This window comes from Chthonomonas sp., assembly GCF_035294505.1.
Classification (GTDB): Bacteria; Armatimonadota; Chthonomonadetes; order Chthonomonadales; family Chthonomonadaceae; genus Chthonomonas.
This window is the reverse complement of sequence record NZ_DATGKU010000038.1, coordinates 50,687-71,740: the sequence shown is the minus strand read 5'-3', so window position 1 is coordinate 71,740 and position 21,054 is coordinate 50,687. Positions and strand designations below refer to the sequence as shown.

Here is a 21,054-nt window from a genome sequence, read left to right as displayed (position 1 = left end):
CCTGTTCTACTCATTTCCGTTTTCGGTGGCCGATGCCGCGCCGCTTCCTTCGTCTTTTTCGTCTCTCCCGCTAACCTTCTCTGCTTGGGCGTAGCCATACGCAAGCAGTAAAGAGCCTACCAGTTCTGCCCCGTGCTTATCTATAAGCGAAAGCACTGCGTTGAGATCTGCTACGCTTACCATGTGCCCCTTGCCGTTCAGCTTGTGCTGCACTTCCCAGTTCTGATCTTGCACAAACTCTGAAAGGGCAGCGGCAAACTCGTTGTTCCCTCCCTTTATTTTCTGTTTCAACTGTTGGGCAAGACCAAAGCGCACTTCGCGATTATCTAAGCTTCGCGCGTAGATGGTGCAGTTACGAATTGCCCGGGCAACGCTTTGAAAACCCGAATTCTCAACGATCTCTTTTAACATAGGATATTCCTCCGAATAGGACTTTGTGATCAGCATGGTGAGGTTTTGAGTAGAAAATTTTTTGACAGCCTCCTTCTGCATACCATGCACGGCAAATTGATAGTGAAATTCGAGCAGTTCAAAAAGGTCCCCCGTTAACAGCCATTGCCGATACTGTTGAAGAATCCTTCCCTCATCCGAGTTGTCCTCCTTGAGAGAGGAAAGACAGCCTTTAGAGTTAGGGTCCCCCGGCCTACCGATCGCTTCACCGATAATCTCTAAATAGGCATCGGCATCCGATTTTTCTTTAATGTTAAACCAATCGGGCAAGGGAAAGAGCGCCTCATTCATGAGCGCCGCAGCCTGCCCTAAACTCATGAAGTAGGCCTGTCGAAGGCCGGTAATGATGCTTCGCGGTGTCATACGTTGCATCCATCGCTGCCGTGGTATCGAACTCTGCAACCTATCGAGATGCATAATGAGCACTTCGGCACAACGCAGCGTCGCATGAATATCAAGGCGGATTCCACCCCATAAATTCATGTTGCTAAGTTCTGCTCTCACGCTCTCCAAGTCTGCGATGGAGATATCCGCCGGCTCGATCACAAAGAACTTGAAGTCATTCCTGTTTCGAAACGGCAGCATCGCGCGAAACAGGCCACGAAGTTTCATCCACTCGGCAAAGCCATCTATGAGCGTCTCGTTAATGGCTGCAGGAGCCTTCCATTGAGTTTTTGCCACATGAATTCCTTTGCCCGATATCGGGTTGAGCATCTGTGAGTTAGTGATCTTAGGCAATTCGTTTGGAACCGACGCCCCGGGAATTTTGAGATTTACCTTCACCCACTCCAAAGCACGCTGACGATCTTGCGAAATCCACTTTGCCAGTTCCTTATCACTTTTCCATCCTTTGCGCATGTTGGCTAAGAAGATTGCGAGCTCGAGCTCCGGCACGGGTTTACTGGGGTCCTCACCCCCCAGTTGCTGCGCTACCACACTCTTGCGGCCCGACCGTTCCCGAGCCTTCTGATAAGCCTGTCGCTTGTCTTTTTCTTTTTGATAGTCGAGTATCCAGTTGCACGGTGGCTTGGGTTCTTTACCACACTCCCAAATGTAGGGGTACCCTACGTCGGGTGCCTGCCATTTGTCCGGCGGGATATCGGTTTTGGTCTCTATCATGAAGTAAGGGCCTTTATCCACTATACGAACCCCGTGTGCTTCGAACCCCAGCTCGGCAAGCAGAGACGCCCAACCGATCGCTTCTAAGGCATCGGCATAGGTACCGGTTCGTTTTTCAACTGTTATCTGCATGGTCTCTCTCCATCCATGTTTCGGGTCTCTAGAAATCGGCTATAGAACCTTGCCTCAAGTCGTGCTATTATGATGATGCTCTCGAACCGCCCCCTGATCTGCCAAACGAAGGCGTCGAACAAGAACACAATAAAAAGGCCAATAGCTCGGATTCTTCGTTATAGAGAGAAGTTCATCTCTAAAGGACTTGGCTTCTGTTTGCTCTTGACATTCTAGTAAACCCTCTTCGCCTTGCCATGGGAAAACCGCCCTGATCTCTTTTGCCGCATTCGGTATTAGACGAAAGCAGCATAGCTGTGAGGTTCGCGCGCCATGATGGCGTGCTATAGCGGTAACCAGACAACAGGTAATAGAGGCCGCCTGCTCTTCGTCCGGCACGCTCCCGAGCACTTGGGAATACAATAGCTCCCCCGATGCATAGGCGCCCTCAGCCGCATGAGGGGGAAACTCGCCAACAAGATTACGCATAATGTGTCCATCGGTTGCAGGATTGAAAAGCGTGTGGGCTAAGGCATTTTCCTGCATCTCATTTTGTTGGGCGCTTCGCCCCTCCTTATACCGCTGCCATTTCCAGGCCTTTTCTTGCCAATCCACCGCCAGCTTGCCGGTATCATGCAACAGACACACGCTTTCTACAAACTGCTCAACAAGTTCAGGCGAGGGGAACTGAAATTTTTTCGCCAGCCGTTTTGCAGCCACCCGATAGTAGGGAGCCATATGTCTTGCCTGCATCCGAATGCGCTCAGCATGTTTACCCCACTCCTCTCGAAGATATTGCGCGCGAGGCAGCGGCTCCGGAGTTCCATAGCGAAGAGGTGTTTCAGGACCTTCCTGCCCTAAACGCAGCCCGTAGCGTGGATCGTAGCTTGCGTAGTTCGGATGAAGGGCAATCAACCAGTGAATACAAAATTCTTTGCTATGAGAGATTGAATTCCACACCAACTCAAATCCTTGTGCCCCCTCTCCCGGCTCCACCACTTGAGCTGCTTTGGCGATCCAGCTGTTCGGTTCTAGAGGCATACGAAAATAATCGTCAAGCTCGGCAATAAGCGATTCAGGCGGAACACTAAGCAACTGAGGCCACTTCATGCGGCCATTGGGGTCTCCGAAAGCCTGCTCTGGACTTGCACAGACCAAAACGTTGACCCCGGTAGCGTCCCGCACTAATTCAGTAAGCAGTCCTCGATCCCCAAACTCGATCGCCTTATCAACCCGTTCACGACGCGGATTGAGATTATCATACCGCTTACCTAGCTGCCGATATTCGCTCTCTTCATGGACTCTATTTAACCATTCCAGCTCTTTCAGATAATCCACTCGTGCCCCCTCTGGTGGTAAGGCACACAAAATTTCACGGCCTGCATCCACAAACTCTTTCTGGTCTTTATAGGGGCCTAACTTGGCTCGGCCGTCCACTGCTTCCAACTCGTAAACTATCACACGCCCTCGATTACGGTGCACATAGCGTGCCACCCGTCCCGCCCGCTGGATAAGGGTATTCATGGGAGCCAGCTCGGTATGGAGGTCATCGGCAGAAAGGTCCATTCCCGCCTCAATAACTTGTGTTGTTACCAGGATAACATTGGTTTTAGCAGCATCCGGACCAAAGTAGTCATGAAGCTGACCCTCTACGGCTTTCCTATCTTCTGGAAAGAAGCGCGAGTGCAGAAGTAGAAGATGGGGTGGCGTTTCTTTACCCTGCACAAACTGTTCTAGCTCTGCGAAAATCTGCTGTGCCTTAGGGACGGTATTAACTAGTACAATGGTTCTACCACCATGGTGCATCTGCCATACAGCCTCCGCTGTGAGCGGTTTTGAACTCCAAAAGAATTGGCGCTGCTGCCCGACTTGAGAGGGAATATGCCGGATCTCGTCGGGTTCGAGAGCGATCACCTCCGCACCGAGTTTCTTGCTAAACCACTCCATACAGGAATCGGGAAGGGTCGCCGTCATTAAAACAAACTGGGAGAGGTCTCTAAGCCGATCGAGCATCTCTACGACGGTGCCTAGAGCTGTAGATGGCTCCAAAAGATGAACCTCATCAAAAACGAGAAACGCCCCAATGAGCGCTCCGGCATTTACATTGGCCACTCTATCCGGTAATGAAACCGGGATGCAGAGATAGTTAGATAAAACCTGGTCTATTGTGGTAAAGAGGAGGTCCGATTCAAAGAAAGGATCGTTTGGCTCCGTTCCCATTTGTAAGCTGCAGTAGAGGGCTGATTGAGTGTAGTCACGGTCTTTCCCAACTGTTTCCACACGGTCTCCAAAGTGCAACAGGCCTCGATTTTTCTGCAACAGACCTAGTGTGCTTTGATGAATGCCAGCTGCCAGCGAGCGCAGCGGGAGGGCGTAGATAAGCCTATCGGCTATAGGATGTCCGATGTTCAGGCTGTACAGAAAGGGTATGATGGTGCTCCATGTTTTACCGGCCCCTGTGGGAGCACGCAAAACAATTGAGTTGCCCCTTAAAAGATGTTCGGCCACGCGCTCTTGGTAAGGATAGGGGGCCTTCCCAACAAGGGATTCAAAAAATGCTCTGTAGTTATCGTTTACCATGTCGAGTCTTCCTAGTCTTGGTAGAGTTTAACCATCCTCTCGGCCTCGTGACGAATGCGTTCTCGCAGTTCAGGCGGGGCCAGCACCTGGGCATGGCTGCCATATTGCAAAACCCAACGCTGTAGGCCCTCCAAACTCGTTACCCGTAAATGCAGCAGCAGGCTGCCATCCTCCTGCTCCTCTTGGGCGATCTGACCCGGCCAAGCTTTCTCACGAATCCAGCGGGCCTGGTAGCTATCGAAGCCTATGACAACTTCAATCTCCCGATCCCCCCGAAAACCGCCAAAGTGGGCGGCTATATAGGTGTTTCTATCGAATTCAGGGTGCTCCGTCGCCGATTCGCCGGTGAGGTGTACCTCTAGAATACGGCTGATAGCGAAGTCACGCAAGGCTTGCCGCCCCAAATCGAAAGCGACTAAGTACCAGTCGCCCTGATAGTTATGCAGGTGTAGGGGGTCTACCACACGCTCCGTCTCCTCGTCACGGCTGGCAACGTAGTAGCGCATTTTGAGCCGCCGTCGTAACCGAACCGCCTCCTGAACCTGTAACAGCATCTCTGGATCTACCAAGCGTGCAGGTTCTGCACAAAACGAGATTATCGCCTCTAGCTGCTCGGCGTCCAGCGTGATGGCCTCCGGCAAAGCCTCACAGATTCGAGCGAATGCCCGCCGCAACTCGGCCTCATAGGGGCGCCCGATGTATTGGTCGAGCACCTGCTTTGCAAGCAGTAGAGCGAACAGCTCCCCCTCTGTCAGCAGAATGGAGCCGATTCGGAAGTTCGGATCGGTGTAGTAGTAGCCCCGTTCGCGATCATGCGCGATAGGCGCCTGCAGTCGGTCGCGCAAGAATGCGATGTCGCGATAGGCCGTACGCTTATTTATCTCGAACTTCTCGCAGATGTCTTGCAGCCGGAGCTTTCCGCCCTTTCGCAAACGGTCATCTATCCACAGAATGCGCTCTATAGGTGGGCGCGCCGTAGGTCCATAGCGGCTCATAGCTTTATTCTACACCTTCATGGGTGACATATATTGTCAGTGAGGCAAACCTCCAAAATTTTTTTATTCGGTGCTTACGATCCGGTAGACGCCCTGGCCGAATGCACAGCCCTTACCGACCTGAGTGTACTGCCCTAGAAACAGAAGGGGCAAAAACGGAGTTAGGTGCCCCACGTACACCGTTTCTCCAAGCACCCCCTCCAAAGGAACCCTGCGCTCCTGCCGCGTGGAGTAACGCTTCCAGGAGAACCAGCTTACCTGCTCCTCGGCAATGGAGATGGCTTTGGCAGCCTGTATCAGCGCGCGCACTTCTTCCGACCAGCCCTCTGGACGCCAATCCGATTCGCCATAAAGGTCAGCGATGGTCTCGATGCGTTGTAACAGCCGACTGATAAGCGCCGCAAATTCGACCCGACGCAGACCCTCGATGCCCATATAGCGCAGATAGACGGGACTTTCAAAACGGAGCCGTAGGCGCTGTGTTGGGGTGCAGACGGCTGCAATGCTCTCCGCCGTTATGCTGAGATCGGCGTTTAGCACCACCGGGTTTTCGGAGGCATATATCCGCTTTTGCTGACCCTCCACATCGTTCTGCGCCCATACCTCCTTAAGCCGCATCCGCCCTCGATGGGGAGGAATACCGATGGGCGGTAGCTCGCGAAAAGTAACTAAAAACCAGGGCAGGTCTTGGCAGGCTCGACAGAAGAGGGTGAGGGTAAAGCGCAGCGTGTCGCCGGGGAGATACTCCTGGCGCATTTCGAGAGGTGGGCTAATGGCAAAAGGCCGCGCCACCTCCTCGCCAGCACGAAAAGAGGCCTGTTCGCACTTACGTCGTGGAGCAAAGAGTTGCCCATAAGGACACTCACAACTGTCGTTCGGCTGAGAGAGACAACGTTCCGGCCAAGGGCAGGCGATGCGTTGAAAGCTGCTGCCAAAACATCCGCGCAGGGTGGCCCCTTTATAACGGGGAAGGAGGAGTTTCTCGGTCACCTCGAAGACAAAAGTGTAACGCGCGATGCGAAACCCCTTGGGCAGAAGGTTATTTAACATCTCACAAAACGCCCTTTCGTATCTTGTCTTTGCTTATTACATTCGCGAATTCTCTCTCGGACTCCTACAGAGGCAAGGGGAAGCCGCTTTTTTTCTATCGGCACCCTCTAGGGGAGGAAGACCGAAGCGGCTTCTTATCCCAACTCTCCCGTTTGTAGCGCAACAAAGGGAAAGAAAGCGCTAGAAAAAGAAGGATGTTGGTGGCACAAGGATGAATTTACTTATATATTGCCGTAACCATTTAAAATCATCGAAAGAGGACGACTATGAAAACCTATCAAGCGTCAAAACGCGAGCGCCTACAGTCTTATATCATGGTGCTCCCATTGCTCCTATCCAGCGTGATCTTAACCCTACTATGTCTGCACCAGCACCTCCGTTGGCCAGGGGCTATTGTGGAAATCTTCCTCGTTTTGCTATTCGCTATGTTGATGCTTTTGCTGCTTAGATACAGTTGGGGCATATTCAACGGGATGGTCGTTTTCGATGCCGAAGGCGTTGCGGTGCGAAGGGGAAAGCACACCGAACGAATGCGATGGGCCGATGTGAAGGCGGTTTCTTCTCTGGACGACGCCTGGGTGTTGGAAGATAGTGCGGGGCGTCAACTTAAGGTAAGATGCCCCACCAGAGACGAAGGGAGCGATGACTTCTTTGATCAACTCCAAGCGCACCTTCTGCCTGTTTTGGAGCATTTAGTTGATCGGCTGGAAGTTAACGGAGAGACATGGAATGTGTCACAAAAACAGACCAGCCTTTTTACGCGGATCACGTCTGGTCTTCTCATGTTTGCTCTGTGCAGTTTGATGCTTTGCGTGCTCGGCCTCTACTGGTTTGAATCTTCGCATAGCTCCTTACAAATCCGGCTTGAGCGACTGGGACTTTGGACCTTTTTGTTCATCTTCTGTCTCCACAGTATGTTCAAATCGCTCTGGCAAGCTGGCCGGCAAAAGCTTCTCATCGGTTCGCAAGGGCTTATTCGCACGAACGGGAAGAAAGCACTCTCCCTGCCCTTCGACCGGATAGAATCGGTACGGCAAACCGACCGAAACACCTTTCAGATCGTTGGCATGGGCGAAGAGCTAACCTTTAGCACCACGACCCCTGCAGGAGCTGTTGCGTTGGCTTGGTTACGTAGGCGCGTACCGTCTGAACGCTTTGTGGCGCTAGATGATCCGGAAAACCTAGAGGTCATCAGCAAGCGGCTGGCGGAGGTCGCCAGCTTGCGTCGGGTGCGTCTCTTTACTCTTTTCTTTATGCTTATAAGTTGGGGAATGGCTGCGGTTCCCATTCTGCTCATCGGCCTGCGTATGGTGCAATTTCACAAGGTAGCTACGGAAGGCATGCCCATCACCGGAACGATTGTGAAGCACGAGCGAAGAGCAACCCCTTTAGGCCTCCGCTACGTGTTGGTCTACCGCTTTGTGATGGACGGTAAAACGTATCAGGGGCGCAGTTCCGTGCCCCCTTCCTATTGGCGAAAGGCACAAGACGGCTCCCCTGCCGACGTCCTCTATGTAGCTCAACGGCCCGTTCTCAGCCACCTGAAGCAGTCCATTGCCATGCACGTTTACCTTCAGAGTATCCTTGTTTTTGTTGTTCCATCATTATTATTTCCTATATCTTTTACTTTTATGTTTCTATTTCTGTTTCGCAAACGCATGGATCAACGCCTACAAAAGTTAGAGGCAGAGCTTATGTTGCCACAGAGTCCTAAGTCGTCCTAACAAGAGAGCCTATTCGTTGGATACAGTTTCGATCCTTATTGAGGGAGAGGATGCCCTTCCCCAGAAAATCCCAGAATTTCCTGGGGCCTCCTGTATCGGCCTTGAAGAGCCGGTGATACGGCTGTTATTTCGAGCCGAAGGCGAGAAATCCTAAGTTTCCATTCCCAGCAGTTCTGAGGGGTAGGAGGTAGGGCTGTAGAGACTGCCAATTTCCCGGCTCTAGAGGCAGTTTGTAGAGAAGGTCGGCTTCGTTCGCCCTCTATCCCATCCTTTCCGTCTTGCAGACAGCAGTGCAGCGGCTAGAAAGATAGGGGGTTAAGGAAGTGTCGTAGGCCGCTGAGGCGGTTGTTGTGTCTCATTGGAAAAAGGGGGCGGTTGTGCTTAGTTTTCAAGGGAAAGGTTATCAGAGTATACTGAGAGTAACCTTACTAGTCTTCCCTCCCCCTGTAGGGGAGGGTCAACTGGCGCCAGTTGACCCTAAGACACCTCATGAGGACACCGATTTGTCATCTCCTCTTGCCGATACTCGGCCGTAACGACCGAGGAAAAGCCTCCGCGCACGTTGAACTCTCCACGCACCGTCATGCGGCGCGGATGGCACACCGAAACCAGATCGTCTAAAATGCGATTCACTACCGCCTCGTAGTAGATGCCTTGATTACGGTAGGAGAAAAAGTAGAGCTTTAGCGCTTTCAACTCCAAGCATTTCCGATCCGGCACATACTCGATGGTGATGGTAGCAAAGTCGGGTTGGCCTGTCTTAGGACATACCGAAGTGAACTCCGGACAGGTGTGCACGATAAGATAGTCTCTTTCCGGACGCGGGTTCTCGAAGGTCTCTAAAAGAGCCACCTGCTCCTCCCGGCTTAACTCTCCACGCAATAGCCGTGTTAAATCCATTCCTACTTCCCCTCTTTTTCTTTACGCTTCACTGACAAAGAAAAAATTTTACCCTGTAGAACTCTGTATCCTAGATTTCGCACTACGTCCAAAACTCGAGGTACAATGAGATCAATCTAGTTTGTCACTTAATCTGCTGCCTAAGTCTCGTCTAAGAGGTGCCAGAATGCGCTTACAGCCCGATCCGACGTTCTATCCCTCACCTCGCATGGCCATGCAAGCTCCCAAAGAGCGTGTGGCCTTCGTTGCGGGGTTGAGTGTACACCCAAACGAACACCCAGACGCCCTCTTCGTGGTGGATGTAGACCCCCAATCCACCTCCTACGGGCGCATTGTAGGGCAAGTAACTATGCCCAACAAGGGCGATGAGTTGCACCATTTCGGCTGGAATGCCTGCAGCTCCGCCCTTTGCCCCTACGCCCCTCACCCCCATGTGGAGCGCCGCTACCTGGTGGTGCCAGGACTGCGCTCTTCGCGCATCTATATTCTCGACACGAAGCCCGACCCCCGTAACCCGCAAATCGTCAAGACCATCGAGCCACAAGAGGTGTTTCAACGGGCAGGCTACTCGCGTCCCCATACCGTGCACTGCGGGCCGGATGGCCTCTATGTGAGCGCGTTGGGCAACCCCGATGGGGAAGGCCCTGGCGGTGTTTTTGTGTTGGATCATGAAACGTTTGACGTGCTGGGGCGTTGGGAGGTGGATAGAGGCCCTCAGTATCTGGCCTATGACTTCTGGTGGCATCTTGGCTACGACACCATGATCACCAGCGAGTGGGGCACGCCCAAAATGATCGAGGACGGTGTAAACCCAGAGCTACTTCTTAACGCGCAATACGGCCATTCGTTGCATCTCTGGGATTTGAGAAAACGTCGGCATCAGCAGGCACTCGACCTCGGCAAGGAACATCAAATGGTGCTAGAACTACGCCCCGCCCACGACCCCACCAAGCCCTACGGTTTTGCCGGTGTGGTGGTCTCCTTAAAAGACCTCTCGGCCTCCATCTGGCTTTGGCAACTCACAAAAGAGGGCTGGACGGTACAGAAAGTCATTGAGATTCCGGCCGAGCCGGTGGAGGATGCCGGTCTGCTGCCACCGCTGCTGCAGGGCTTTAAAGCGGTACCGCCCCTTCTTACCGACATCGTTCTCTCGCTGGACGATCGCTTCCTCTATGCCTCCTGCTGGGGAACCGGCGAGTTGCGCCAATACGATGTTTCAGACCCCCTACACCCAAAACTCACCGGCTCCATCCACTTAGGTGGGATCGTGCGCCGAGCGGCACACCCCCAAAACCCCGACAAGCCTCTGAACGGCGGCCCTCAAATGGTGGAGGCGAGTCGTGACGGACAACGGGTCTACTTTACGAACTCGCTCTATCGCACCTGGGACGAGCAGTTTTACCCCGATGGGGTTCGCAGCTGGATGGCTAAAGTGGATGTGTTGCCAGGAGGCGGCATGAGGCTCGATCCCAACTTTTTCCTCGAGTTCGATGAAACGCTGCGTGCCCATCAAATTCGTCTCGAAGGCGGTGATGCCTCCTCCGACTCCTACTGCTTTCCGTGAACGACTGCCAGCCTGGCGTACAGCGGCTTCGCTCCGGCGCCACCAAACCGTCGGTATCCGAGTCGCATACAACCCTTTACAGAGAGTGAGGCCGCATGGGATGCGCCGACAGCGCTTTTGCGGTGGGCATCGGCCATGCTCCATGCGACCGACCGGCGACATCGAGGTTCGCCGTATAGGCAGGCTCCTGATTCAGAAAGACTACCTACGTTTTGTTTGAAGTGCTAAGAAGAGGAAAAAAGAAAAACGTCGTCAAACCGCCTCTGTAGAGGGAGCGGTTGCCGCGCGCCAACCCTGCCATGAGTCCTTTTTCTATTTGGCTTACTCTGTTTCTTATGGGAGCTTACCACGGCCTAAACCCCGGCATGGGGTGGCTTTTTGCGGTGGCGCTTGGGTTGCAAGAGCAAAACGCCCGAGCGGTGTGGCGTGCTCTTGTTCCTTTAGGGTTAGGACATCTGCTTTCGATTGGCATCGTTGTAGGGCTTTTGCAGTTGCTTAGCTTCAGCCTGCCATTACCCATTTTGCGTGGGGCAAGCGCCGTCGTGCTCATCGGCTTTGGGCTTTATCGCCTCCTACGCGTTCGGCATCCGCGCTGGGTAGGAATGAAAGTCAATTTCCGAGACCTCACCCTTTGGTCTTTTATTATGGCCTCGGCGCATGGGGCCGGGCTTATGCTCGTTCCTTTTCTCCTGCCACAAGGCCATCCCAAGCCAATGCCCCCGATGCCCCATATGCATCATGCCATGCCACAGCCACCCCCCTCTTTCCACCCTCTTGAGGGCTGGCTCGGCGTCGGCTTCCACACTCTTGGCTATCTGATCGTAACAAGCGCTCTGGCCCTGGTGGTCTATCATAAAGTAGGGCTGGCCATTTTGCGACGCGCTTGGCTGAACTTCGACTATCTGTGGGGCTGGATGCTTATAGCCATCGGCGTGCTTACGCTCTTTTGGTAAAAGTTTCTGTCGCTTGACATGGCAAGCATTGCATGATACAATTGCCAACGAGGGCCGGCAGAAAGCGTGTTAGCGACCCTCCCGGAGGATCAAAATGTCCCGAATAGTCAACTTCCTACTGCTCGGTTCTGCATGGCTCGGCCTGGCCGTGCGCGGGGCCGCCCTGCCAAACCAACCGAAAACAGCGCACACCGCAGTGGCCAAACAGAAGGCCGAAGCGGCGGACGTCGTGCAGAAGGTGCAAGAGGCCTACGCCCAATTAAAAACGTTTCAGGCACGCGTCACGCATGACACCGCCACGAAGTTTCAACAGCAGACGGTCCACGTCGTCATGAATGGGCAGTTTGCCTTCAACCGCCCAAACCAGTTCGCGGTGCACATGCAGTTGTTTGGTCCCAACAGATTCCTACTAGAGGACATGAAGACGATCTGCGATGGCAAACAGGTGTGGATCGTGATGGGGAAGAAGTACCTGCAGAAACCTATCGGCGAGGTAAATTCAGGGCTTCTGACCATGGGGTTACCAAATAGCCTTACAGCACAACCCGACCAGATCAACTCTCCTCTTCAGTTTATCGCCTCTAATATCGCGGCAGGCCAAGTGCCCAAAGATATCCGTCTCGTCGCCTACAAGCCGCTCAACGGAAAACCGGCCTACGTCCTTCAGTACACGGAACTCCTTCCGGTGCCCCCTTCCAGACCTGCCGGCACAAAGATGATCGTTCAAATTTGGGTGGATGCCGCCACACACCTCATTCGGCGCATAGTCACCCATACAAGTCTTCAAGGCACCACCATGCAGATGGCGGAGGATATCCGGCCGACCGCCATAAATACCCCTCTGCCCCCTTCGCTGTTTACCTATCAGCCTCCAAAAGATGTGCAGAAGGTGGAAACCATTGCGGAGCTGTTCAATCTTCCAGCCCAAGGCAGTACCCCCCAAGTGGCCACCAACGACTCCGCTCAGAAACGTGCAGCCAAACTGATCGGCAAACCCGCCCCAGACTTTACCCTAAAAACGATAGACGGTAAGACCGTCTCTCTGCATGACCTGCGCGGCAAGATCATCTTGCTCGACTTCTCAACCTCTTGGTGACCCGCCTGTAATGCGGAGGCTCCGCATTTACAAAACGAGATTTGGCCTCAACTAAAGCAGCAGGGCGCCGTGCTTCTTCTTATTGACGGAGGTGAGAAATTGCAACCCATTCGAGACTTTAAAAAGAGACACAAAATCACGTTCCCTATCCTCAACGATGCAAACAACAAAGTGGATGACGCCTACCTGATCGAAGCCATTCCCACCAACGTTGTGATTGACAAAGAGGGCATTGTGCGTTACTGGGCCGAAGGCTTTAACCCCGACGCGCTTAAGCAAGCTCTTAAGCAGCTCGGGATCGAACTGAAATAGCCACAAGCCTCTATTTGGTCTGCGGTTTGTTGCCCCCCTGCGTGGGGGAAGGGGGCATTGGGTTTGAGGGAGAAGAGCCAGATTGCGAAGACGTAGAGGTCGCCTCCTCTTCGCGGGTCCCCTCAATGGTCCCTCCAACGCCGCTTATGGTCTCTTCTCCTTCTTTCGTTCCGATGACAATGGGGCTATCGAAGTGCGCTGTTGTGCCCTGGTTGTCCTTATAATCTATGGGCGGATAGAGGGTGAGCTGCTGTGTGGTGTCGTTGTACTTGGCGTAGGCAGCGGTAAGGTTGCGCTCTATCGGCTTGCCCTCGGTGTCGGTGAAGCTTTGGACGGCGTGCAGGTTACCGGTAAGGGTGAATATCTTGGTCTGGGTATCTTCTACTACCCGATCACAATAGAGGGTAACCCCATGCGAACGAATGTCGTTTGCGGAGGTATCGGAAGCTTGAGCGGTGTTTTCCGGTGTGTGGCTCGCGCCGGTTACGCTCTTTTTGGTGGTTGATGCGCTTGGCTTCGGCTTCAGCTTTAGCACCACGTTGCCTTCAAAGACATCTTGATGGGCTTTATCATCGAGGTGCGCTCGATTGCACGAGCCGAAGTACTGAGGGCTGTCATAGGTAAGGTGCCCTGTGGCATCAATCTGATCGGTTTTGTAGTTCCAGACAAGGTCGTCTCCGGAGAGAGTGAAGTCCTTCTCTTTATAGACAAAGTTATGCACGATGCGCGTGGAGGTTTTTGCCGAATCGCTCCAGGGGCCTGTCCAGGTCAGCGTGAAGGGAACTTTGGTGGTGTTTTGCGAGGGCTTGGCCGTTGGAGGGGCTGCAGCCGTAGAGGCCAGAGCGAGCAGAGCAATGGCCGTTTTGCCAGGGCTAGGGCGCAGTATTTGAATAGGCATCGGTTTTACCTCAAGGCCGACTCTCTCAATATCTGTTTTTGTTTTGGAAAGCGGAGAGGCGGCGTTGGAAAGCAGGGTTTGCAGATCGGCATTTATCGTTCCGCCGTTAAGCCCCGTTAGCAGTTGGTGTTTGATATCTACCGCTATATTTCGCGATGCAAATTGAATGCCCTGCCAAGTGCCCGTAACCCTGTTGGGAAAGCGCAGAGTCTGATCGTTCAGCGCCCAAAAGGCGCTATCCGAGCGCACGATGTTGGGGGTTTCGTGTAGGCCAAATAGGGTAAATTCCACGCCGTTTTGGCAGTCGGCCGTTCGCGTTTGTGGGTCGAAGCGCAGTTGGGCGACCTTTACCTGCGCATTCTTGTAGAGCAAGGTCGCCCCATGATGGCAGAAAGCCAGCAGTTTTGGATTGCCGAACGGGCGCGGCACCAGTTGAAAAAGGGTTATGGCGGGCGCCGTAAGCTGCTCGCCTCGTTGCATTTTTATCTGCACATGCCCCTCTAGGCGAAACTGCCAGCGCACATAGTAGTGTGTCTGCAGCCCAATAGGCAGAGCGGCATTATCCACAAACGTGGAGTAACTCCCTTGATCGGCGGAAAAAGAGGCCACAGGAGGTTTGGAAGGCACCAGCGGGGTCGTTGCCGGAGGATGTGTGGGTACTAAGGAGGGCGTTTGAGAGGTCGCGGCGTTGACCGGGTAAAGCTTGCCATCACGAATGCCAATAATGGTGGCATTTTGAACCCCTCCGTTAAGCGAGACTCCCGGCAGCGCATACACCTCTACTCGGTCGGCATGCAGCGACCAGTTGACCACTCCATCCAAGACGGCCACGAAGGGCACATTTTTCAGCAGAAGTGCCGGACCGGAGTTGGTTTGTGGGCGTGGGGCAAAAAGGTCGCGTGGGGAAGGCTCGGCCCAGCGATAGACGAAGTAGAGGGCGCCTATTAAGCCGAGTGCGCTTAGCATGCCGGCAGCAACCCGAACCCTATTCCGTTGAAACTCTTTCATTATCGCCGCGCCTGCACCTTCTCTCCATTATGGCATAAGGAAGTGCCTCTTTTTTGAAATACGTTAGGCGGGTTCAAACTTTCCACCAGGTAGGGATAGGACGGTCTGAATAATCGAACGATGCAGAACGCTAACATCCATTTAAGGGAGAAGACTATGCGGTGCGGCCGAAGCCGGTTAGGGAAGACTTTGTCTTGCTTCAACCAAATAAGCCTTGCTAACAGTGATGGTTTGCGACTACATATTCAAACAGCTCTTTTTTTGACGTACGTTTCCGTATCACTTGGGTTGAAATAGGCTCAAAACCGGCCTGAGAAAGAAATATGTAGGGGCGGGTTTGAAACCCGCCCCTACGTGTACCTCCCACACAAAACAGGCGTACCACCGACCGCTTTGCGGACGAGCCGTAGTGGATTTAAGGGGGCAAGAAGAGGCGAACGCCATTTCACAGCACGCTTGCTCTGCCAACGGGTTTCCCGCTAACCCCCTATAAATTTCCTTCTTCCTGTTGCTGCAGCGCAGTATAATGATAGAGACTGTTATTTGGAGAGGGTGAAGTGTCGGAAGAGAAAACGTCGGAGGGCAATAGAAAGGGGCGGCGAGAGCACAGGTTGACCGCAACCATCTCGTTAGAAAAGCTCTTTGGCCCCAAAGGGCCTCTCGCCCGCCACTTGAAGAGCTACGAGTTTCGAGCCGAACAGCTCGAAGTGGCTACCGCCATAGAGCAGGCTATGGAGGAGGGTAAGGTCTGTTTGGTAGAGGCGGGCACCGGCGTTGGCAAAACCCTCGCCTATCTTATTCCGGCCGTACGCGAAGCCCTGAAGGGACGCACCACGGTTATTAGCACACACACCATCGGGCTGCAAACACAGCTCATTCGAAAGGATATCCCTCTGGCACTTAGCCTTTTCCCCGAAGCCAAAGGGCGGGTTCGTGCCACCCTCATGAAGGGACGCGGTAACTACCTGTGCAAGCTCGAACTAGAGAACGCAAGGCACAACCTGTTTCTCCTCGGCGATCCGCTCTTTAAAGAGGTGGAACGCTGGCAGAGCCGACCGGGCTGCAGCGGCGATGTAAGCGACCTTCCCTTCCACTTCTCTGCCTGGAACGAGATCGCCAGCAACGTAGATACCTGCCGCGGCCAGGAGTGCCGTTTCTATGAGGAGTGTTTCTACTATCGCATGCGCCACGAGGCCGCCGAAAGCGAGATCATCGTGGTGAACCATGCCCTGTTCCTGAGCGACCTCGCGCTTCGCTACACCGAGCCGGAGGCCGGCATTCTGCCGGACTACCACCATGTGGTTCTGGATGAAGCCCACCACTTAGAGGACGTGGCCACCAAAACTTTCGGCATTGAATATAGCGCACGGCGACTGCCGAATCTCCTTGAACGCATCGGCTATCGAAACGACCTCGACATAGATAGAACCCGCCTGCAGGCGCTGGAGCAGATGAATGCCGACCTCTTCAACCTGTTCGCACAGAGCAAACGCTCGGAGTGTCTTTTGGAAGAGGGGTTGGACGAGCAGAAACTACATCAAGCGGGCGAATTGGCAGCCCTGCTGATGAATAGCCTGCGGGCTTTGGAAGGGGAGCTGCTGGATATCGCCCGTCAAGATGAAAGCCTACGCGATGTGGCCGAAGGGCTTGGTCACCTCTGCGGTAGAGCGCGCGAAGAGCTTCAACTGCTTTTTTCGGAACAACAGGAAAACCATATTCGATGGGTAGAGGTTTACGGCGACACCGTGCGCACCGCCAAGACACGGGAAGCCCAGGGCAGCACTACCTTGCCGCGCGTGGTGCTGCATCGTACCCCTGTCTCCATTGCCGAGGTGCTGGACAAGGCGCTGTGGCAAAGCGAGCGCCTGCTGCGCCGAACAGGAAGCGTTACCCTCATCTCGGCGACGCTGGCCACCTCCGGCTCGTTTGAGTTTTTGAGAAAACGCCTCGGCATTCCAGAAGACGCCATCGAGCGCATTGTGGGCAGTCCCTTCCGATATAAAGAGCAGGCGTTACTCTATGTTCCCGCACACCTTCCTGAACCGGCCGCCCAACCCTCTCCCTGCTATGTCGAGCAGGTCGTGGAAGAGATCGTGAAAATTTTGAACCTTACGGAGGGCCGCGCGTTTCTTCTGTTCACCTCCCGCGCCATGCTCGACGCCGTGAAGGAGCGACTTCGACTGCTGGTGCCCTACCCCCTCTTCGTGCAGGGCGAGATGCCCGCCGGCATGTTGCTAGAGGCGTTCCGCAACAGCCAAAACGGATGCCTCCTAGGGCTACAGACGTTTTGGGAAGGGGTGGACATCCCCGGTGAAGCGCTCTCCTGCGTCATCATAGACCGTCTTCCCTTCGCCGTGCCCGATTCGCCCATCATGCGTGCCCGCCAAAAAGAGATCATCGAGCAAGAGGGCGACTGGTTTCGCGATCTCGCCATGCCCATCGCCCAGATCAAGCTTAAGCAGGGTTTTGGCAGGCTAATCCGCTCTCACTCCGACCGGGGCATCGTCTGCATTCTGGATACGCGACTGATTAAACGCGGCTACGGAGCCGAATTTGTGCGCCATCTGCCGCCTGCCTCGCGTGCCAGCAAGTGGTTTCGCGTGGAACGTTTTTGGAAGGAGGGGAGAGTTTAAAAGCTCTCCCCTCTTCCGCTATCGCCGAGCAGATTGCTCAGATGAGGCCGGCACCGTGGCCGCCGTCACCGCCAGCAGCACGGGCACACCCACTCGGTCGGGCCCGTACTCCAAATCTATCGAGCGGATCTCCACATTGGGGCGCGGGTTGTTCCACTGCATAGAATAGGCGACCGCGTAGGAGCCATCGGGATAGCGCTCTTCCCACGCGATCTGGGCACCGGCAATCGGTGTGGGTTGCGACTGCCGGTAGTTCTCCACATCTATTTCCGAATAGATGGGAATCTTCACCGTTTGCCCGTCTGCATAGTGCACCACATAGTCTGCCATCTCAAACTTCTTGCCCTGCCGAAGCTCATCGCTGTTGCGACGCCGGTCAATACGCGCGGTTTGCAAGAAGAAGAGCGCGTCGGCCTTTTGATTGACGGCGATGCCTCTTACCTCCTCCGGCAAATTGCCCGGCACTCCGTTGCCTCCCAGCATGATGCAGTTGGGTACCGGAGAGGTAGGAAAGTCGTATACGTCGTAGAGCACCCCGGCAAAGGTATGGCGCCCCACAGGCAGATTGGCAAAAGTGTGGTCCTTATCGCCAAACCAGCCCCTATCGTTTCGGAACTGATCGGCCTGCTTTGCGATAGAAATGGGCGTGTAGACCAGCGGTTGCCCGGCGAAGATGGTTTTACCGGTGGCAGCGGTCGGCATTTCGAGGGTCTATGGCGAAGTAGTTCCCTCCTCGTGCGTACCAGCCGACCATGCATACTTGCCAATGTTTGCCGCCATCGAGGGTGCGATAGATGCCCCCTACATCGGTGCCCATCATAAGGAAGTTGGGATCGGTTTGCGAGATGGCGAGGGTGCGGATCATCTGTGCGCCCTCTCCTCCCGGCGCAACGCCGGCATCGCGCATCGCTTTGGTAATAAGGGGCACCGGAATCCAAGAGGCCTTGTCGGCAGGAGTAGAGGTTGCCGTTAGAGGCAGCACGAGGTAGAGCATCAGCAAAACCTTTTCGACGCCTTGGTGCAGCCTCCTCGGTCGTGCAAAACGCGGATGCATCGCTCACCCCCTCGTCTTAGCCGTTCTTTTGCGCCTCTTCCCGCTCGTAGCCGATGAAATCTCCCTCCGGCTGTTTCTCGTCGCCCTTTGGCTCCTTCTCTTCCCCGGTAAGCCGTTTATCGCGTGGCAAGGCCGCATCCATGCGTCCAATCCGTCGTAGGGGGATTGGCTGGATGGGCAGGGGATCGGGCAGTCCGGTCTCCTCCACACGGCGTGCCACCCAACTCTCCAGCTTTGCCTTGAGCTGCTCGGTCACTTCCGGGTAGGTCTCGGCCACATTGGTTAGCTCGCCGGGGTCGTTGGTTAGATCGTAGAGTTCGACCTCGGAGCGGCCGTGAAGGTCGGGGGTTTCCAGTGGAACGATCAGCTTCCAGGTTGCGGTGCGGATGCCCCGTTTTTTCATCCAGGTGTTCTCGGTAATATGTATCCAGTCGGTGGTACCGCGTTGGGTAGAGGAGGGGGAATGGATGAGGGGAATAAGACTTCGGCCCATCATGCCCTCGCGCTCGGCGAGGTCTCCCAAGCCGAGGATGTCGAGAATGGTCGGGGCGAGATCGAGCATTTGGGTTAGCCCCCCGATTCGTACGCCGGACGGAAGGAGCCCCGGGCATCGAAGGATCAGCGGAATATGCACATTTGTGTCGTACAGGCCGTGATGATCGAACCAGCATCCGTGTTCATCCAGCTCTTCGCCGTGGTCGGCCGTGATGACGAGGCAGGTATCCTCGCTCAGCCCGAGGGCATCCAGATGGGTTATAAGGTGGGCTAGGCAGGCATCGAGATAGGCGATCTCGGCGTCGTACTGCGCCTTCGGAAACTCAATGTCGGTAACATCCGGCATCCACTCGGCAAAATAGCGATTGAAGGCCTCAAACTCCCAAACCGCATCCATGCTTGGGTTATCGGGGGCCTTTTCATCTCCTGCGTAGAACATGCGGCTAAACGGTGCCGGCGGGAGATAAGGGGTATGCGGGTCCCAGAAGTGAAAGAAGAGGAAGAAGGGTTTGTCTTGATTGGCGGCGCGCGTCAGCACGCGAAGAGCCGCAGCCAGCACGGCTTCGCCTTTGCGCAGCTCGTTGCGATTGGAGGTATCCCATCCGTAAGGCTCGATATACTCGAAACCGCGGGCGAACCAACGCCCTAAGTTATCGGCCGCTGCCGTGAAAAACCCTTGTTCCCGTAAGATTTCCGCCAACATCCGCACGCCTTCCGCCGGTTCAGGCTGCGTTGCTTGACTCGTTACCTGATGGGCATAGATGTCTTTGCCGGTCATCATGGTGGTGTGGCCGGGGAAGGTGGGAATATGCGGGCTAAAGAAATCCGTAAAAAGCACCCCTTCGGCGGCGATCTGATCGAGATGGGGGCTGGTTTTTCGATGATAACCGTAGCAGCTAAGATGGTCTGCGCGTGTGGTATCCAGACTGATGAGAATCACGTTTGTCATAACGAAGGCTCCTTCTAGAAAAGTGGGCAATGGGGGTTAGCATATAATTCGCCTAACAGGCGCCGATAACCTTCAAGGCGATCTCCATGTTCCGCAGAGCACGCTCCTCCATAGCCTGGCTCACGGTGGATAGCTTCTCCTGATAGATGGCCTGTTGGGCCAATAGCTCTTTCACCTTTTCGGCCACCTCGTAGGGGTCGAAATCGTGCCAGTGGGCGATGTTCTGCTCCAGTCCAAAGAGGCGCATCTGACTTTCGATTTTTTGATCGTAACGCAGGGCAAATGGCGGCACAGCGGCTCGGACGGCAAAAATGAGCGCGTGTAGGCGCATGGCGATAGTCACCTGGGTATGGGCGATAGCACTCAGCAGTTGATGAGGCGCTGTGGCCTGATCGAGAAGGGGAGTCGGACGGGCAAAGCCGCTTTGATGGACTAAGGCACGCGCGAAGGCGACATCTTGCGGCTGCTGCATGGGAATGAGGATCGGCTGCGCCTCACAGACGGCCTCCAACGCGGAAAGCAGTTGCAGATAGGGCCGAGCGGACTGCTCGCCGGCAGCGCCCCACGCGCGGAGGGCCACCCCGATAAGCGGCCTCTTCAAGGAAGCCCATTCTCTGAGAAGCGGCTCTGCAGAGGCATCGGGAGACAGGCAAAAAGCAGGGTCGGCGGTGACTTCGATGGAAGCATTACGTACGCCGATCTGCCGAAGCAGCTGGGCCGACTCCTCATCGCGCACGGTGATATAGGCCGCGCGCTCGGCAGCAGCGCGTACAAGCCGGCGCGAGAGGGCGCGGCGAAGCGGCCCCAAACCCTGTGCAAAAAACATCACCGGCTTACGGAGGCGTTGTGCCAGAGCCATCACCAACAGATAGTAAAGCAGCGAACGGAGGCTGGTAACGTCCTGCAGAAGGCTGCCGCCCCCGCAGAGCAGCATATCGCTTTGCAGTAGCGCCTGTTTTACCGGGGCCAGCTGCATACGGTGCACGGCGTCGAGGCCGTGGAGAGCGGCGGTGGCCTGCGGGTTTTGCGAAAGCACAAAGAGCTGCACCCGTTCGCCTGCCAGCCGTTGGAACCCTGCCTTAATGCCGGCAAGCACCGCCTCATCGCCCGCGTTGCCGCAACCATAGTAGCCGGAAAGCACAAATCGCCACGGCCTCATCATC

Annotated in this window: 15 protein-coding genes and 1 pseudogene; 6 read left to right on the top strand and 10 right to left on the bottom strand. The window is 54.8% G+C overall.

Annotation, left to right across the window (positions count from 1 at the left end; genetic code table 11):
• Window positions 1-6: 6 nt before the first annotated feature.
• The 4 genes from VKV18_RS01655 to cas6 form a co-directional block, all read right to left on the bottom strand.
• The gene (locus tag VKV18_RS01655) at window positions 7-1,701 is read right to left on the bottom strand and encodes a hypothetical protein (protein ID WP_324202486.1); all 1,695 of its coding nucleotides are present in this window, start codon (window positions 1,699-1,701) and stop codon (window positions 7-9) included.
• 54 nt (window positions 1,702-1,755) lie between these two features.
• Complete coding sequence (gene cas3 / locus VKV18_RS01650; RefSeq protein WP_324202485.1) at window positions 1,756-4,260, bottom strand: CRISPR-associated helicase Cas3'; 2,505 nt, start codon at window positions 4,258-4,260, stop codon at window positions 1,756-1,758.
• Between the two features lie 11 nt (window positions 4,261-4,271).
• Entirely contained in the window at window positions 4,272-5,255 is a 984-nt protein-coding gene (locus tag VKV18_RS01645) for a WYL domain-containing transcriptional regulator (protein ID WP_324202484.1), read from the bottom strand.
• A 63-nt stretch (window positions 5,256-5,318) separates the two neighbouring features.
• Window positions 5,319-6,305 (bottom strand): CRISPR system precrRNA processing endoribonuclease RAMP protein Cas6, encoded by a 987-nt coding sequence (cas6, locus tag VKV18_RS01640; protein ID WP_324202483.1) that lies wholly within the window; start codon window positions 6,303-6,305, stop codon window positions 5,319-5,321.
• Window positions 6,306-6,571: 266 nt separating this feature from the next.
• Here cas6 and VKV18_RS01635 point away from each other — a divergent pair, with 266 nt between their 5' ends.
• Window positions 6,572-8,029: a DUF3592 domain-containing protein gene (locus tag VKV18_RS01635; RefSeq protein WP_324202482.1), complete on the top strand. Its 1,458-nt coding sequence runs from the start codon at window positions 6,572-6,574 to the stop codon at window positions 8,027-8,029.
• Between the two features lie 477 nt (window positions 8,030-8,506).
• Here the strand turns inward: VKV18_RS01635 and queF are convergent, their stop codons facing one another.
• Window positions 8,507-8,929: a preQ(1) synthase gene (queF, locus tag VKV18_RS01630; protein WP_324202481.1), complete on the bottom strand. Its 423-nt coding sequence runs from the start codon at window positions 8,927-8,929 to the stop codon at window positions 8,507-8,509.
• Between the two features lie 166 nt (window positions 8,930-9,095).
• On the opposite strand from queF, the gene VKV18_RS01625 reads away from it, so the two are divergent.
• From VKV18_RS01625 to VKV18_RS01610, 4 genes and pseudogenes are all read left to right on the top strand, one after another.
• Window positions 9,096-10,493: a selenium-binding family protein gene (locus VKV18_RS01625; protein ID WP_324202480.1), complete on the top strand. Its 1,398-nt coding sequence runs from the start codon at window positions 9,096-9,098 to the stop codon at window positions 10,491-10,493.
• 278 nt (window positions 10,494-10,771) lie between these two features.
• The gene (locus VKV18_RS01620; protein WP_324202479.1) at window positions 10,772-11,446 is read left to right on the top strand and encodes a hypothetical protein; all 675 of its coding nucleotides are present in this window, start codon (window positions 10,772-10,774) and stop codon (window positions 11,444-11,446) included.
• A gap of 94 nt (window positions 11,447-11,540) precedes the next feature.
• A pseudogene (locus tag VKV18_RS01615) lies at window positions 11,541-12,329 on the top strand (LolA family protein); the annotation flags it as partial.
• Entirely contained in the window at window positions 12,327-12,854 is a 528-nt protein-coding gene (locus VKV18_RS01610; protein WP_324202522.1) for a TlpA disulfide reductase family protein, read from the top strand. The pseudogene VKV18_RS01615 and the gene VKV18_RS01610, both read left to right, overlap by 3 nt.
• Before the next feature lie 10 nt (window positions 12,855-12,864).
• On the opposite strand, the gene VKV18_RS01605 is transcribed toward VKV18_RS01610, so the two are convergent.
• A complete protein-coding gene (locus VKV18_RS01605; protein WP_324202478.1) occupies window positions 12,865-14,760 on the bottom strand; it encodes a hypothetical protein in 1,896 nt (631 codons plus the stop codon).
• 557 nt (window positions 14,761-15,317) lie between these two features.
• Here VKV18_RS01605 and VKV18_RS01600 point away from each other — a divergent pair.
• On the top strand, window positions 15,318-17,393 hold the full coding sequence (locus tag VKV18_RS01600; protein ID WP_324202477.1) for an ATP-dependent DNA helicase: 2,076 nt from the start codon (window positions 15,318-15,320) through the stop codon (window positions 17,391-17,393).
• A gap of 18 nt (window positions 17,394-17,411) precedes the next feature.
• Here the strand turns inward: VKV18_RS01600 and VKV18_RS01595 are convergent, their stop codons facing one another.
• Genes VKV18_RS01595 through csaB form a run of 4 tightly spaced genes read right to left on the bottom strand, consistent with a single transcriptional unit; the run spans window position 17,412 to window position 21,053 of the window.
• Window positions 17,412-18,095, bottom strand: coding sequence for a hypothetical protein (locus VKV18_RS01595; RefSeq protein WP_324202476.1), 684 nt, complete (start codon window positions 18,093-18,095; stop codon window positions 17,412-17,414).
• Complete coding sequence (locus tag VKV18_RS01590) at window positions 18,073-18,447, bottom strand: hypothetical protein (RefSeq protein ID WP_324202475.1); 375 nt, start codon at window positions 18,445-18,447, stop codon at window positions 18,073-18,075. Before VKV18_RS01590 ends, VKV18_RS01595 begins: the two co-directional genes overlap by 23 nt.
• Window positions 18,448-18,463: 16 nt before the next feature.
• Window positions 18,464-19,891: a sulfatase gene (locus VKV18_RS01585; protein WP_324202474.1), complete on the bottom strand. Its 1,428-nt coding sequence runs from the start codon at window positions 19,889-19,891 to the stop codon at window positions 18,464-18,466.
• 52 nt (window positions 19,892-19,943) lie between these two features.
• Window positions 19,944-21,053 (bottom strand): polysaccharide pyruvyl transferase CsaB, encoded by a 1,110-nt coding sequence (gene csaB, locus VKV18_RS01580; protein ID WP_324202473.1) that lies wholly within the window; start codon window positions 21,051-21,053, stop codon window positions 19,944-19,946.
• Window position 21,054: the final 1 nt, after the last annotated feature.